This window comes from Demequina sediminis (assembly GCF_030296675.1).
In the GTDB taxonomy this organism is placed as follows: Bacteria; Actinomycetota; Actinomycetes; order Actinomycetales; family Demequinaceae; genus Demequina; species Demequina sediminis.
In genome coordinates this window covers 1,818,936-1,833,963 of the sequence record NZ_AP027736.1, presented here as the reverse complement: position 1 = coordinate 1,833,963, position 15,028 = coordinate 1,818,936, and the positions used below count along the sequence as shown (strand labels likewise).

The window sequence follows — 15,028 nt, the reverse complement described above, 5'->3', positions numbered from 1 at the left end:
GTCGGATAGCCTGGCCGCCATGACCCACGACCGGAGGGTGGCGTGAGCAAGTCCGCGCGTAACCCGAGCATGCACGACGTTGCGGCGCGTGCCGGCGTCTCCCACCAGACGGTCTCGCGCGTCCTCAACGACTTCCCTGGAATCCGTCCCGAGACCCGCGAGCGCGTCCTCTCCGCGATCCAGGAGCTGGGCTATCGCCGCAACATGGCGGCGCGCGCGCTCGCGACGGGCCGCTCCGAGGTGATCGGCGTGATCATGCCCGAGGTGCCGCACTTTGGGCCGACGAGCACCCTGTACGCGATCGAGCACGCCGCCAAGCGCGCGGGCTTTAAGCCGCTCATCACCACCGCGTCGTGGGATGCGGAGTCGATGGGCGAGGCGCTCGACTTCCTCCTGGGGCGCTCGGTCGACGCCCTCGTCGTGATGGCGCAGCATCCCGCGGTGCTCGACGCGGTGGATTCGATCACCGATGTCCCCGTCCTCTTCGCGCTGACCGGCAACTCCCACGGAGCTCGGTCGATCGCGGTGGACCAGGTGCGCGGCACGCGGCTCGCGCTCGACCATCTCTACGAGCTGGGCCATCGTCGGTTCCAGCACGTCACCGGCATCGCGGGCCTCACCGAGGCGCAGCTGCGGCGCGACACGTTCCTCGAGTTCCTCGCGGAGCGCGGTCTCGAGCGCCTCCCCATTCTCGAGGGCGACTGGAGCGCCGATGCCGGCTATCGCGCCGGTCTCGCGATGGAGGAGGGCGTCACCGCGCTGTTCTGTGCGAATGACCCCATGGCGATCGGCGCGATCCACGCCCTCGAGGAGCGCGGGCTGAACGTGCCGGACGATGTCTCCGTGGTGGGCTTCGACGATGTCCCCGAAGCTGCCTACGCGCACCCGGGGCTCACCACGGTCCACCAGGACTTCACCGAGGTGGGCCTGCGCGCGGTCGCGCTGCTGGTTTCGGCGATCAACGGGCGCGATCCGGGGCAGGTCGACCCCGTCGAGCCGTGGCTCGTCGTGCGCGATTCGACCGGCGCCGCACCGGTGTAGGTCGTCTGTCTGTACGGTCCGCCACACGCCAGACTCTCAATGGGACGGTGGTGGTCGCTTTCCGCAGGCGCGTGCGCGCCATGGGACGCTCATGGTCGATCCCGTGTGGCGGAGCCGACGCCGCCGCGCGCGAACCGACCACCCCCACACGGGACCTGCGGCCCTCGCGCGACGGCCGGGGCGCGGTAGATTGGCGCTGTATGTTAACGTTAAAACCGTCGGCTCGGACGACGCGGCAAAGGGGCCTCGCATGGCCCCCGCGCGGCATCGTCTCGAGCCCGGCGCGGCGTCTGGGCCCCGACTCGTCGCCACAGAGTCCCGCAGTCCGAGGGGCGAATACGTAGGAAACAGCACGCTGCCGTACACAGCACGAAGCAAGGAGGCTCAACCGTGATCAGCTTCACTCCCGAGCAGGTCCAGGCGATCCGGCGCAGCCGGGAGAAGGTCGCTCGGCTGCACTCGGAACTCACCCGCTACAACCTGGTGGCCTGGACCGCGGGCAATGTCTCGGAGCGCGTGCCCGGCACGCAGCACTTTGTCATCAAGCCCTCGGGCGTCGACTACGACGACCTCACGCCGGACAACATGATCCTGTGCGACCTCGACGGCAACGTCATCCCCGGCTCGGCCGGCTCGGACCGCAGCCCGTCGTCCGACACCGCGGCGCACGCCTACGTCTACCGCGCGATGCCTCATGTGGGCGGCGTGGTCCACACGCACTCGACCTACGCGACCGCCTGGGCCGCGCGCCGCGAGCCCATCCCGTGTGTGATCACCGGCATGGCCGACGAGTTCGGCGGCGAGATCCCCGTGGGTCCGTTCGCGATCATCGGCGACGAGTCGATCGGCCGCGGAATCGTCCAGACCCTCGAGGGACACCGCTCGCGTGCCGTCCTCATGGCCAACCACGGCGTGTTCACGATCGGCAAGGACGCGCGCGACGCCGTCAAGGCCGCCGTCATGTGCGAGGACGTCGCCCGCACCGTGCACATCGCGCGCCAGGGTGGCGACTTGGTCCCCATCGAGCCGCACTACATCGACGCACTCTTCGACCGCTACCAAAACGTCTACGGACAGACGCCGCAAGGAGGCATGGCATGACCAGCATCGTCCCGAACCTCGCCGAGTACGAGGTCTGGTTCCTCACCGGAAGCCAGACGCTCTACGGCGACGAGGTCCTTCGCCAGGTCGCGGAGCAGTCCACCGAGGTGGTGGAGACGCTCCAGGCCTCCCGCGACATCCCCGTGACGGTGGTGTGGAAGCCCGTGGTGAAGAACCGCGACGAGATCCTCGCGACGATCATGGAGGCCAACGCGGCCCCCAGGTGATCGGCGTCATCACGTGGATGCACACGTTCTCTCCCGCGAAGATGTGGATTGCGGGCCTCAACGCCCTGCAGAAGCCGCTGCTTCACCTCGCGACGCAGGCCAACCTCGAGCTCCCGTGGTCGACCATCGACTTCGACTTCATGAACCTCAACCAGGCTGCTCACGGCGACCGCGAGTACGCGTACATCGAGACTCGCCTGGGCGTGCCGCGCACCACCGTCGTCGGCCACGCCTCGACTCCCGCGGTCACCGAGAGGATCGGCGTGTGGTCGCGCGCCGCCGCCGGCCGCGCCGCCGCCAAGAACCTCAAGGTCGCGCGCTTCGGCGACAACATGCGCTTTGTCGCGGTGACCGAGGGCGACAAGACCGAGGCCGAGGTCAAGCTGGGTGCCCAGATCAACACGTGGGGCATCAACGAGCTCGTCGAGCGCGTCGACGCGGTCGCGGATGCGGACGTTGACGCCCTGACCGACGTCTACCTCGCCGAGTACGAGGTGGCGCCCGAGCTCCTCCCCGACGGCGAGCGTCACCAGTCGCTGCGCGACGCCGCCGCGATCGAGGTCGCGCTGCGCGCGTTCCTCGTCGAGGGTGGCTTCCAGGCGTTCACGGACTCGTTCGAGGACCTCGGCGGCCTCAAGCAGCTCCCCGGCCTCGCGGTCCAGCGCCTCATGGCGGACGGCTACGGCTTTGGCGCGGAGGGCGACTGGAAGACCGCGATCCTGGTGCACCTGTGCGCCGTGATGGGCGCGGGCCTGCCCGGCGGCTCCTCGCTCATGGAGGACTACACGTACCACCTGGTGCCCGGCCAGGAGCTGTCGCTCGGCGCGCACATGCTCGAGGTCAACCCCGCGCTGTCGTCGAAGAAGGCGCGGCTCGAGGTGCACCCGCTCGGCATTGGCGGCAAGCAGGACCCGGTGCGCCTGGTCTTCACGGCCGACGCCGGCCCCGCCGTCGTGGTCGCGCTGTCCGACATGCGCGATCGCTTCCGCCTGGTCGCGAACGTGGTCGACAACGTCGACCTCCCCGAGCCGATGCCCAAGCTCCCCGTGGGTCACGCTGTCTGGAAGCCGCGTCCCGACTTCCCGACCGCCGTGGGCGCGTGGCTGCAGACCGGCGGCGCGCACCACACCGCGATGTCCACCCAGATCGGGGTCGACGTGGTCAAGGACTTCGCGCGCATGGTGGGCATCGAGCTGCTGGTCATCGACCAGGACACCACGCTCGAGGGCTTCGAGAACCAGATCCGCTGGAACAACGCGTACTACGCGATGGGCGGTCGCTGACCGTTCCGTCCCAGGAGGCCCCGGCGTACGCGCCGGGGCCTCTTGGCGTCTCCGTGGGGAGGGGACGATGCCCGGGTGGGGGACGATGCCGGCGGTCGCCGGGCGCCCGGCGGGCCCAAGCATCGTTGCTGGTTGAGGCACTGTGAGCGCTCTCGTGACGCAATCGTGACCTCCTCGAGTTGGATTACGTTGCCTCTGCCAACAAAGTAGAGCGCGGGCCCGCGACCGTTCGAGCCGATTTCTCAAGGAGGAGAGATGCAACTCAAGAAGTTTCTTGCGGCGGGCGCCGGAGCGGCGCTTGCCCTGACGCTCGCGGCGTGCGGTGGGGGTGGCGCGGGCAGCGAGCCCGAGGCCTCCGGCACGGCCGGCGGTGGCGGTGGCGCCGCGGAGGAGGGCGGCACGATCGGCGTCGCGATGCCCACCCAGACCACCGAGCGGTGGATCGCGGACGGCAACTTCGTCAAGGAGGGTCTCGAGGAGGCGGGCTTCGAGGTCGACCTGCAGTACGCGGGTGACGACATCCCCACGCAGTCGCAGCAGATCGACAACATGATCACCAACGGCGTCTCCGTGCTGATCATTGCCGCGATCGACGGAACCGCGCTGTCGAGCCAGCTCGCCGCGGCCGCGGAGGCGGGGATCCCCGTCATCTCGTACGACCGCCTCATCCGTGACTCGGAGAACGTCGACTTCTACGTGACGTTCGACAACTACAAGGTGGGCGTCCAGCAGGCGACCTCGCTGCTGACCGGCCTGGGCATCCTCGACGAGTCGGGTGCGGAGACCGGCGAGACCGGCCCGTTCAACATCGAGATGTTCGCCGGATCGCTCGACGACAACAACGCTCACTTCTTCTGGCAGGGCGCGCAGGACACGCTCGCTCCGTACCTCGAGTCGGGCGTCCTTGTCGTGCCCTCTGGACAGATGGACATCGAGCAGGCGGCGACCCAGGGCTGGCTCCAGGAGACCGCACAGAAGCGCATGGAGGACCTCCTCACCGCCGGCTACGTGGGCACCGACAAGAAGGTGCAGGCGGTGCTTGCTCCGAACGACGGCCTCGCCCGTGGCGTGATCACCGCGCTGCAGAACAACGGCTACGCCGGCACGATCGCCGACGGCTTCCCGATCGTCACCGGCCAGGATGCCGAGATCGCGTCCGTCAAGCTGATCCGCGACGGCGTCCAGTACTCGACGGTCTTCAAGGACACCCGCAAGCTCGCGGCTCAGGCCATCACGGCGGCCGAGGCGTTCCTGGCGGGCGAGGAGCCCGAGGCCAACGACACCGAGACGTACGACAACGGCGTCAAGGTGGTCCCCTCGTACCTTCTCGAGTCCGACACCGTGCGTGCGGATGAGGTCCAGTCCGTGCTCATCGACTCCGGCTACTGGACCGAGGAGCAGGTCGAGGCGGGCGTCGCCTAAGCGCTCCAGGGGCCCGGTGCCGGCGGACTCGCCGGCGCCGGGCTCTTGTCATGAGGGGCCCAAACGCCAGCCCTCGCGCCGGCCCGCGGGCGGTGCCGCAATGGCCGCGAGCGAGGCTCGAAAGGGCACGATGCGGGGCCCGCTGGGACCGCGCACGGGGCTCCGCGGAGTGCTCGCGGGGTGCTCGCGGGGCCCTCGCGGGGATGCGACTTTGGTCCCGGCATCCCGTGCCGGAAACCTGGAACCGCTCCCAAGTTTGCAGAGAACAACCTGGCAAACGTATTTAATTCAAGGTGTTGGGTGCTTGTGACCACATCGTGACGCACGGCGTTCGACTTGTCATGTGAACGCAAACACACTGAGTACCGCACGGCCCGTGACGATGCGGGCCGGTATCTCGAGGAGGAGATATGAAGTTCAGGAAGATCCTGGCTGCGGGCGCCGGTGCGGCTCTCGCGTTCACCCTTGCGGCCTGCGCCGGCGGCGGCGCGGGCAGCGAGCCCGAGGCTTCGGGCACCGCAGGCGGCGGTGGCGGCGAGGTCGAGGCCGGCGGCACGATCGGTGTCGCGATGCCCACCCAGACCTCCGAGCGCTGGATCGCCGACGGCGACGCCGTCCAGTCGGGTCTTGAGGACGCCGGCTTCGAGGTTGACCTCCAGTTCGCCGGTGACGACATCCCCACCCAGTCGCAGCAGATCGACAACATGATCACCAACGGCGTCAAGGCGCTGATCATCGCGGCGATCGACGGCACGGCCCTCTCGCAGCAGCTCCAGGCCGCCGCGGATGCCGGCATCCCCGTCATCTCGTACGACCGCCTCATCCGTGACTCGGAGAACGTCGACTTCTACGTCACGTTCGACAACTACAACGTGGGCGTCCAGCAGGCGACCTCGCTCCTCGTGGGCCTGGGCGTTCTCAACGCCGACGGCACCGAGGGTGACGCTGCCGGTCCGTTCAACGTCGAGCTCTTCGCGGGCTCGCTCGATGACAACAACGCGCACTTCTTCTGGCAGGGCGCGATCGACACGCTCCAGCCCTACCTCGACTCCGGGGTGCTCGTGGTGCCGTCCGGTCAGGTCGACATCGAGCAGGCGGCGACGCAACGGTGGCAGCAGGAGACCGCGCAGAAGCGCATGGAGGACCTCCTCACCGCCAACTACGTGGGCACCGACAACGAGGTTCACGGCGTGCTGTCGCCCTACGACGGTCTGTCGCGAGGCATCATCACCGCGCTCCAGAACGACGGCTACTCCGGCACCGTCACCGACGGCTTCCCGGTCGTGACCGGTCAGGACGCTGAGATCGCCTCCGTCAAGCTGATCGCCGATGGCGTCCAGTTTGCGACGATCTTCAAGGACACCCGCAAGCTCGCCGAGCAGGCCGTGGTCGCTGCGACCGCGTACCTCAACGGCGAGGAGCCCGAGGCGAACGACACCGAGACCTACGACAACGGCGTGAAGGTTGTGCCGTCGTACCTGCTCGAGTCGGACATCGTCTACGCGGACAACATCCAGTCGCTGCTGATCGACTCCGGCTACTGGACTGAGGAGCAGGTCGCCTCCGGCGTCGCCTAATCCCCACGGTGGTGCCGGTCCCCTCGGGGGCCGGCACCACCGCCCCTCCCTCCGACCCCCTCTCACACCCTTGGAGGTGAGACATGACGAAGCACATCCTTGAGATGCGGAAGATCACGAAGGCCTTCCCCGGTGTCAAGGCGCTCTCCGACGTCGAACTCAGCGTGATCGATGGTGAAATCCACGGCATCTGCGGCGAGAACGGCGCAGGCAAGTCGACGCTGATGAAGGTTCTCTCCGGTGTCTACCCGTACGGCACGTACGAGGGCGACATCGTCTACGACGGCGAGATCCAGAAGTTCCACTCGATCCCAGACTCTGAGTCCAAGGGAATCGTCATCATCCACCAGGAGCTCGCGCTCATCCCCTACCTGTCGGTAGCGGAGAACATCTTCCTCGGCAATGAGCGCCGTGGGAAGAACGGGATGATCGACTGGAACCAGACCAACCACGAGGCCATGAAGCTGCTCAAGCAGGTGGGCCTCGACGAGAACCCCATCACCCCCGTGATGCAGCTGGGAGTGGGCAAGCAGCAGCTGGTCGAGATCGCGAAGGCGCTGTCCAAGGACGTGCGCCTGCTCATCCTCGACGAGCCCACCGCCGCGCTGAACGACGACGACTCCGAGCACCTGCTCAGCCTGCTGCGCACCCTCAAGTCGCGCGGTATCACGTCGATCATGATCTCCCACAAGCTCAACGAGATCGCGGAGGTGTGTGACCGCACCACGATCATTCGTGACGGCCACACGATCGAGACGCTCGACATCGCCGACGAGCCGGGGATCCAGGACCGCATCATCCGCGGCATGGTGGGCCGTGACCTCACGAGCCGCTACCCGTCGCGCGAGCACGTGGTCGGCGAGGAGGTGCTGCGCGTCGAGGACTGGACCGTATACCACCCCACCCAGCCCGGTCGCATCGTGGTCGACAAGGCATCCTTCAACGTCCGCAAGGGCGAGGTGGTCGGCATCGCCGGCGTCATGGGCGCGGGACGCACCGAGCTCGCGATGAGCCTCTTCGGCCGCGCGTACGGCCGCGACATCACCGGCAGCATCTACATGCACGGCGAAGAGATCCAGGTCCGCGACGTGTCCGAGGCGATCCGCCACGGCCTCGCCTACGCGACCGAGGACCGCAAGCGCTACGGCCTCAACCTCATCGATGACGTGCGCCGCAACATCTCCGCCGCCGCCCTGTTCAAGCTCTCGAAGCGCGGATGGGTCGACCAGAACAAGGAGATCAAGGTCGCGGAGGAGTACCGCGGCTCGATGAACATCAAGACACCCACCGTCATGCAGACGGTCGGCAACCTGTCCGGCGGCAACCAGCAGAAGGTGGTGCTGTCGAAGTGGATCTACTCGGACGCCGAGGTCCTGATCCTGGACGAGCCGACCCGTGGCATCGACGTGGGTGCCAAGTATGAGATCTACACGATCATCAACCGCCTGGTCGCGGCGGGCAAGGCAGTCATCATCATCTCGTCCGAGCTGCCCGAGCTGCTCGGCACGTGCGACCGCATTTACACCCTGGCGTTTGGCGTCGTGACCGGCGAGGTGCCTGTCAAGGACGCGACCCAGGAGAAGCTCATGACCCTGATGACTCAGGAAAAGACCAAGGACAGGGAGGTCCGGGCATGACCGGCACCGCTAATCTTCGGGAGCTGCTGACCCGGAACATGCGGACCAGCGGCATCTACATCGCGTTCGTCGCGATCGTGGCGCTGTTCGCATTTCTCACCGGAGGCACGCTGCTCAGCCCGGGCAACGTGACCAACATCGTCCTGCAGTACTCCTACATCCTCATTCTTGCCATCGGCATGGTGATGGTGATCATCGCGGGCCACATCGACCTGTCGGTCGGTTCCGTGGTCGCCGTGACGGGCGCCATCTCCGCGGTGCTGGTGATCAAGAACGGCATGCCGTGGTGGGTGGGCATCCTCGCCGCACTCGGCGCGGGCGTGCTGATCGGCGCGTGGCAGGGATTCTGGGTCGCCTTCGTGGGCATCCCGGCGTTCATCACCACGCTCGCGGGCATGCTTCTGTTCCGCGGCCTCACGCTGCTGGTCCTCAACAACATCTCGCTGTCGCCGTTCCCCGCGGAGTATCAGAAGATCGCGGGCGGCTTCCAGAACGGGTTGTTTGGCGGGCCGGGCTACGACGTCTTCACACTCGTCGTGTTCGCGGTCGCGGTGGCCGGCTACGCATTCGCCGCCTACCGCACCCGCCGTGCGCGCATCGCGTACGAGCAGCCCGTCGAGGCGATGCCGCTGTTCATCCTCAAGCTGGTCGCGGTCGCCGCGGTGGTCATGTGGTTCGCGTGGCAGCTCGCCAACGCTCGCGGCCTCCCGAACGTGCTCATCATCCTCGCGGTGCTCGTGATGGCCTACACGCTGGTCACGACCCGCACGGTGTTCGGCCGCCACGTGTACGCGATCGGTGGCAACCTCGCCGCCGCGATGCTCTCGGGTGTCAAGGTGCGCTGGGTGAACTTCGGCGTCATGCTCAACATGGGCATCCTCGCCTCGGTCGCCGGTGTGGTGTACTCGTCCCGCTCGAACGGCGCGCAGCCCGCGGCCGGAAACATGTTCGAGCTCGACGCGATCGCGGCGTGCTTCATCGGTGGCGCCGCCGTCACCGGTGGTGTGGGCCGCGTGACCGGCGCGATCGTCGGTGGTCTCATCATGGCGATCATGTCGAACGGCATGCAGCTCATGGGTGTCGACCAGTCGGTGCAGGCCGTGGTCAAGGGCCTCGTGCTGCTGCTGGCCGTCGCGTTCGACGTCTACAACAAGCGCCGCGCCGGCGCCCGCTAACGCAGTCACGGCGTGCGAGGGGCCCCGGGAGACCGGGGCCCCTCGTCGCATCCCCGGCCCCGCATCGTCCGCCCACCATCAGGGACGATGCCGTGGGTCGCGGCGAAAGGTGCGCCTGAGAGCGGTCCTAGTCCATACTCGTTCCAGAACCGTCGAGGAGATGACACCGGTGAACAACGTGCGAGGACGCCGTCCCACGATCGATGACGTGGCGCGAGAGGCCGGCGTCTCCCGCGGCACCGTGTCGCGAGTGCTCAACGGGGGCCACTGGGTCTCCGAGGGCTCACGCGAGCAGGTCGAGAAGGCCATCAAGGCCACCGGCTATCGGATCAACCCCCACGCGCGCTCTCTCGCGACGAGCCGCACGGGCTCGGTGGGCTTCCTGCTGAGCGAGTCCTACGAGCGCTTCTTCTCCGACCCGAACTTCCTGCTCATCCTGCGGTCCTCGGCGGATGCGCTCGCGGCGCACGGCATGACGCTCATCCTCATCATGGCCGACACCCTCGAGGAGCGTCGCCGCGCGACCGAGTACCTCACGGGCGGCCACGTCGACGGTGCGCTCGTGGTGTCCTCGCACCGCGACAGCCAGGAGTTCCTGGGCACGCTGCTCGAGTCGCGGCTGCCGGTGGTCTCGGCGGGCATCCCGCTGGGATTCGAGGACAAGGTGGGCTACGCGACGGCCGATGACGAGGGCGGCGCGCGCGCGATGGTCGAGTATCTGTTGCGGCGGGGCTGCCAGCGGATCGTGCACATCGCCGGACCTCAGGACACGTCGGGAGGCACGGGCCGGCTTCGCGCGTTTCGCGCGGTGCTGGGCGACCGCTTCGACGAGTCGCTGGTCGCCTACGGCGACTACGGGCGGCCGTCGGGAGAGGCCGCGATGCGCGAGCTGCTGTCGCGCGAGGTGCCGTTCGACGCGGTGTTCTGCGCGAACGACCTCATGGCGGCTGGGGCCATGGACGTGCTCGAGCGCGCGGGCATCCGGGTGCCCGAGGACGTCGCCGTCGCGGGATTCGACGATGCCCCGGTTGCCGTCGAGACCACGCCGCAGCTCACGACGGTGCGCCAGCCCTTCGACAGGGTGAGCGAAGAGATGGTGCGCCTCCTCGTGGACGAGATCAACGGCCGCATGGCCGGTCGCGTCACGCTGCCCACCGAGATCGTGGTGCGCGGCACCGCGTAGGTCTAGGGGCGCGGCGCGCTCGTCGACCGCCGCACCACGAGTTCACACGGGATCAGCTCGGCAGGCTCGGCCGGCTCCGCACCGGTCCCGCCGCGGGGTCCCCGTCCGGTCTCGATGCGAGCGAGCACCTCCTCGACCAGGCGCGCGCCCACGCGCGCGAAGGGCTGGCGCACCGTCGTGAGCGGGGGAGACAGGAACGCGGCGAGCGGCACGTCGTCGAAGCCGACCACCGAGAGATCCTCGGGGATGCGGCGTCCGCGCTCGTGACACGCGAGCATGAGGCCGGTCGCCATCTCGTCATTCGCGCAGAACACCGCCGTGATGTCCGGCCGGTCCGCGATCGCGATCCCCGCCGCATGGCCGGACTCGGCGGTCCAGTCACCCTGGACGGGCTCCGGCGCCGCGATTCCGTGCTCCGCGAGCACCTCGCGCCACGCGGTCAGGCGGGCGCGTGCCGGGATCGAGTCGGCCGGCCCCGCGACGTGATGCACGGTGCGGTGGCCCAGGCTCAGCAGGTGCTCGACCGCGAGCCGGGCGCCTCCCGCGTGATCCGAGCCGATCATCGGCAGGCGGCCGCCGAACGTCGCGTCCTGCACCACCGCCGGCAACCCCGTGGGGAGGAGCAGCCGGTCCGCGTCCTCGATCTCCGCGCGAATGATGATGAGGCCGTCGATCGCCTGGTGCGACAGCCGCGAGGCCGCCTCGGCCACGTCGGCGTGCTCGGTCGAGTCGAGGTCGAGCAGCGTGACCGTGTGGCCGGCCTCGCGCGCGGCACGCGCGACGGCCTCGACGGTGCGCGACTCTCCCGTGCGCGCGAGGCGATGGGCGATCACGCCGATGGTCTCGAAGCTGCCGCTACGCAGCGCGCGCGCCGCGGTGTTGGGCGAGTAGCCCAGCGACTCCATCGCGTCGAGCACTCTCCTGCGCGTCTCGGGGCTGACATTGAGGGACCCGTTCGCGACGCGGGACACGGTCTGTCCCGACACGCCCGCGAGGCGGGCGACGTCGATCATCGAGGCCCGTGGGGTTGATGGTCGTGGCGTCGACGAGCGCGCGGCGGGCGAGCGCGGGGTCGCGCGACCCCGCACGGGGGGCGACGACGAGGCCATGAGGGCATCTTAGGCGCACTCGGTGCCACGTGATCAGCGCAGATGCTCTCCGGTGACCTCCGCGAGGCGCGCGATGAGTCGCGCGCGCAGGGCGGGGTCGTGCGCGGCCGCCGGTGCGGCCTCGGCCCGGCGCCGATGCACGTACTGGCCCCCTCGCCGCGCGATCGCCTCGTCCGACGTCGCCAGCCACACGGGGGTGTCCGCGCCGTCGGACAGCGGGAGCGCCGCGCGCGGCCCGCCCATGCGGGTGCGCACCCATCCCGGGTGGACCACGTTGATCTGGCGATCCGTGTGGCGGTGGGCAAGCTCGAACGCGAGCATCGTGAGCAACAACTTCGAGCCCGCGTAGGCCGCGTGGCCGTCCCACGGGTCGGGCGGGGCCAGGTCGACCGCTGGGCTCCCGGAGAAGGCCGCGTCCGATCCGACGAACACGATCCGTTGCGGCAGGCTCAGCATCGTGCTCAGCAGATACGGAGCGACCACGTTGACCTGCAGGATCCTCTCCAGGCCGTCCTCGGTGAGGATCGCGCGATCCTGATCCGGACCCAGCGCCGCGTTGTGGACGATCACGTCGTACGGCCCCCTGCCGCGGGCATCGTCCCCGAGCAGTCGCGTCGACGCGAGCGAGTCCAACCTGCCCGTCACCGAGGCGACGGCACCGGGGACGCGCGCCCTCGCGACCTCGGAGCGGGCGGCGTCGCGGCCGTGCACGACGACCTCGTATCCAGCCTCCGCGAGGCGGCGAGCGACCTCGGTACCCAGCCCCTGAGAGGCTCCGGTGACGAGGACGCGTGGCATGGGCTCATGGTGCCACGCCGCGGGCGCGTGGCCATAGGCCTGGCACCTTAGGCTGTGCCCACACGGCATCACTCACACGGCTGTACCCACACGGCTGTGCCCACACGTCGGGGAGGACACATGGGAATCGCGGACGAACTGCTCGCTCACAACCGCGCGTATGCGGAGACCTACACGCCGGACCGGCCGCTGCCGCCGCGCCGTCAGCTCGCGGTGGTCGCGTGCATGGACTCGCGACTCGATACGTTCGCGATGCTGGGTCTCGAGGTGGGCGACGCGCACGTCATGAGGAATGCGGGCGGCGTCATCACGGATGACATGATCCGCTCGCTCGTGATCTCGCAGCGCAAGCTTGGGACGCGGGAGATCATTCTCATCCACCACACCGACTGTGGCGCGCTCACCTTCACGGACGACGAGCTGCGCAACCAGCTGCTCGACGAGACGGGCCTCAAGCCCACGTGGAGCCCCGAGTCCTTCCGCGACCTCGACGCCGACCTGCGCCAGTCGATGGAGCGGATCCGCCGCAACCCGTTCATGGTGGACACCTCGCAGGTGCGCGGTTTTGTGTTCGACGTGCACTCGGGGGAGCTGCGCGAGGTTCGCTGACGCATACTGGAGGACATGTGGTGGTCCTTCCTCAAGGCGGTACGCAGCGGTGAGCACCGCGTCGCGCCCATGACCTGGGTCGCGGCGGTGGGCGCCCTGCTCTACGGCCTGTGGCCGGTCGACCTCATCCCCGAGCTCGTCCTGGGCCCCCTGGGGCTGGTGGACGATGCCGGGGTGTGGGGCATCCTGCTGGTGCTGGTGACGCGCGAGAAGCAGCGCTACGAGGCACGCGTGAGGGACGAGGCCATCAACGTCGCCGGGACAGTGCGCTGATCGTGCCGTAGCGTCGGAGGCATGGCTCCCGATGCTTCTCAAGGAACCGACTTCTCCGACCTCACCGCCGTGGTGGTGAACTGCACGCTCAAGCCCTCGCCCGCGCTGTCCCACACGCAGGGGCTTCTCGACAACGCGATCGCGATTCTCGAGGCCCAGGGCGTGAGCGTGGACGTCATCCGGGCGGTCGACTTCGACATCGCTCCCGGCGTCTATCCCGACATGCGTGAGGACGTGCCGGGTGGCAACCGCGACAGTGACGACTGGCCAGCGCTCGCGGACCGCATCCTCGCGGCGGACATTCTGCTGCTCGGCACCCCGATCTGGCTGGGCGACAAGTCGTCCGTGGCGACGCGCGTCATCGAGCGGCTCTACGGGCTGTCGGGTGAGACCAACGGCCGCGGCCAATACCTCTACTACGGCCGCACGGGCGGAGTGGTGGTCACGGGCAACGAGGACGGCGTCAAGCACGTCGCGATGAACGTCCTCTACTCGCTGCAGCACCTGGGGTACACGATCCCGCCCAACGCCGATGCCGGGTGGATCGGGGAGGCCGGCCCGGGGCCGTCCTATCTCGACGAGGGCAGCGGCGGTCCCGAGAACGACTTCACGCGCCGCAACACCGCGTTCATGACGTGGAACCTGCTCCATACCGCCCGATGGCTCAAGGACGGCGGCGGCTTCCCCGCGGGGGCAACTCCCGCAAGGAGTGGGATGCGGGAGCGAGATTCGACCACCCGAACCCGGAGTACCGCTCATGACCGATTCGCCCGCCATCCTCACTGAGCCTCGCGAAGCGCTGCGCTACGTCGCCGAGCCGCTGGTGGCCTCCATCGAGGAGATGCCCCAGGTCGTGGGCGACGCGTTCGCGCGCGTCGAGGCGTGGCTGGGCGCGCGGGGCACGGCGCTGTCGCCGGGCGTGCTCCGCTACACGACGGCACGCGCCGACGGCAGCTTCGCGATCGAGGGGGGCATATCGTCGAGGGTGACGTCGCGGTCGAGGCCCCGTTCGTCGCGGGCGAGCTGCCCGCGGGCACCTACACCGTCGCACGGCATACCGGACCGTACATGGCGGTGGGTGACGTGACCCGCGCCCTGATGGAGTCGTGGGGGCCGGCGGGCGTCGAGCCCGCCTCCGCGCGGACGTCGACTGGCGACGACTACGCGTCCTGGTACGAGCTGTATACGGACGTGCCGACGATGGGTCCGACCGGCCCCGAGGGCACGGTCGAGGTGTGCGTGCTGGTCCTGCCGGCGTCGAGTTAGGCGGCGAGCGCCCAGAGGTCACGGGCCGCCATGTCGCCCTCCTCGTCCGCCTCGCGGTAGGCGAGGGCGGTGCCGGCGATGTCGCAGCGGCCCGAGCCGTGATCGGCGACCACGAGTCCCACGGAGAGCGCAGCCGTGGCGGTCGCGTGGACGCGCCACAGGATGATCGCGTCGCCGTCGGACATCAGCGCCCAGTCGCGCCCGACCTCCATGACCGTGCGCAGCAGCGGTCGAGTGCCGTGGACGAGGACGGGCGGGTTCACGATTGCCTCCGATCGGTCGCGGCGCCCCGGGACGGGGCTCAGCCGCGCTGGTCCTCCGACTGTA

At 68.9% G+C, this 15,028-nt stretch carries 15 protein-coding genes and 1 pseudogene; 13 read left to right on the top strand and 3 right to left on the bottom strand.

The features are described from left to right. Positions 1 to 42 precede the first annotated feature (42 nt). The 8 genes and pseudogenes from QUE44_RS09325 (at position 43) to QUE44_RS09290 (ending at position 10,646) form a co-directional block, all read left to right on the top strand. Positions 43 to 1,041 carry a LacI family DNA-binding transcriptional regulator gene (locus QUE44_RS09325; RefSeq protein WP_286214248.1) on the top strand — a complete coding sequence of 333 codons (999 nt, stop codon included), beginning with the start codon at positions 43 to 45 and terminating at the stop codon, positions 1,039 to 1,041. A 390-nt stretch (positions 1,042 to 1,431) separates the two neighbouring features. Next, positions 1,432 to 2,142: an L-ribulose-5-phosphate 4-epimerase gene (locus QUE44_RS09320; RefSeq protein ID WP_286214247.1), complete on the top strand. Its 711-nt coding sequence runs from the start codon at positions 1,432 to 1,434 to the stop codon at positions 2,140 to 2,142. After that, positions 2,139 to 3,652, top strand: a pseudogene (gene araA, locus QUE44_RS09315) (L-arabinose isomerase). The gene QUE44_RS09320 and the pseudogene araA overlap by 4 nt, the downstream one beginning before the upstream one ends. Before the next feature lie 255 nt (positions 3,653 to 3,907). Then, complete coding sequence (chvE, locus tag QUE44_RS09310) at positions 3,908 to 5,074, top strand: multiple monosaccharide ABC transporter substrate-binding protein (protein ID WP_286214246.1); 1,167 nt, start codon at positions 3,908 to 3,910, stop codon at positions 5,072 to 5,074. A gap of 410 nt (positions 5,075 to 5,484) precedes the next feature. Next, complete coding sequence (gene chvE / locus QUE44_RS09305) at positions 5,485 to 6,651, top strand: multiple monosaccharide ABC transporter substrate-binding protein (protein WP_286214245.1); 1,167 nt, start codon at positions 5,485 to 5,487, stop codon at positions 6,649 to 6,651. Between the two features lie 83 nt (positions 6,652 to 6,734). Then, positions 6,735 to 8,288, top strand: a complete 1,554-nt coding sequence (mmsA, locus tag QUE44_RS09300) for a multiple monosaccharide ABC transporter ATP-binding protein (RefSeq protein WP_286214244.1) — start codon at positions 6,735 to 6,737, stop codon at positions 8,286 to 8,288. Continuing rightward, positions 8,285 to 9,463, top strand: a complete 1,179-nt coding sequence (gene mmsB / locus QUE44_RS09295) for a multiple monosaccharide ABC transporter permease (RefSeq protein WP_286214243.1) — start codon at positions 8,285 to 8,287, stop codon at positions 9,461 to 9,463. The genes mmsA and mmsB overlap by 4 nt, the downstream gene beginning before the upstream one ends. A gap of 160 nt (positions 9,464 to 9,623) precedes the next feature. Continuing rightward, on the top strand, positions 9,624 to 10,646 hold the full coding sequence (locus QUE44_RS09290) for a LacI family DNA-binding transcriptional regulator (RefSeq protein ID WP_345380320.1): 1,023 nt from the start codon (positions 9,624 to 9,626) through the stop codon (positions 10,644 to 10,646). Positions 10,647 to 10,648: 2 nt separating this feature from the next. On the opposite strand, the gene QUE44_RS09285 is transcribed toward QUE44_RS09290, so the two are convergent. Both QUE44_RS09285 and QUE44_RS09280 read right to left on the bottom strand, forming a co-directional pair. Continuing rightward, positions 10,649 to 11,659 carry a LacI family DNA-binding transcriptional regulator gene (locus tag QUE44_RS09285; RefSeq protein ID WP_286214241.1) on the bottom strand — a complete coding sequence of 337 codons (1,011 nt, stop codon included), beginning with the start codon at positions 11,657 to 11,659 and terminating at the stop codon, positions 10,649 to 10,651. A 129-nt stretch (positions 11,660 to 11,788) separates the two neighbouring features. Beyond that, a complete protein-coding gene (locus QUE44_RS09280; RefSeq protein ID WP_286214240.1) occupies positions 11,789 to 12,553 on the bottom strand; it encodes an SDR family NAD(P)-dependent oxidoreductase in 765 nt (254 codons plus the stop codon). A 120-nt stretch (positions 12,554 to 12,673) separates the two neighbouring features. Between QUE44_RS09280 and QUE44_RS09275 the strand changes: the two genes are divergently transcribed. From QUE44_RS09275 to QUE44_RS09255, 5 genes are read left to right on the top strand one after another with little or no spacing between them, the layout of a single operon-like run. Continuing rightward, complete coding sequence (locus QUE44_RS09275) at positions 12,674 to 13,162, top strand: beta-class carbonic anhydrase (protein WP_286214239.1); 489 nt, start codon at positions 12,674 to 12,676, stop codon at positions 13,160 to 13,162. 15 nt (positions 13,163 to 13,177) lie between these two features. Next, on the top strand, positions 13,178 to 13,435 hold the full coding sequence (locus QUE44_RS09270) for a DUF1232 domain-containing protein (protein ID WP_286214238.1): 258 nt from the start codon (positions 13,178 to 13,180) through the stop codon (positions 13,433 to 13,435). A gap of 21 nt (positions 13,436 to 13,456) precedes the next feature. Continuing rightward, entirely contained in the window at positions 13,457 to 14,221 is a 765-nt protein-coding gene (locus tag QUE44_RS09265) for a flavodoxin family protein (protein ID WP_433997164.1), read from the top strand. Continuing rightward, on the top strand, positions 14,193 to 14,522 hold the full coding sequence (locus QUE44_RS09260; RefSeq protein ID WP_286214237.1) for a BTB/POZ domain-containing protein: 330 nt from the start codon (positions 14,193 to 14,195) through the stop codon (positions 14,520 to 14,522). The genes QUE44_RS09265 and QUE44_RS09260 overlap by 29 nt, the downstream gene beginning before the upstream one ends. Then, positions 14,519 to 14,701: a hypothetical protein gene (locus tag QUE44_RS09255; protein WP_286214236.1), complete on the top strand. Its 183-nt coding sequence runs from the start codon at positions 14,519 to 14,521 to the stop codon at positions 14,699 to 14,701. The genes QUE44_RS09260 and QUE44_RS09255 overlap by 4 nt, the downstream gene beginning before the upstream one ends. Here QUE44_RS09255 and QUE44_RS09250 read toward each other — a convergent pair. After that, positions 14,698 to 14,964: a hypothetical protein gene (locus QUE44_RS09250; RefSeq protein ID WP_286214235.1), complete on the bottom strand. Its 267-nt coding sequence runs from the start codon at positions 14,962 to 14,964 to the stop codon at positions 14,698 to 14,700. The two genes, QUE44_RS09255 and QUE44_RS09250, sit on opposite strands and share 4 nt — an antisense overlap. Between the last annotated feature and the right edge of the window lie 64 nt (positions 14,965 to 15,028).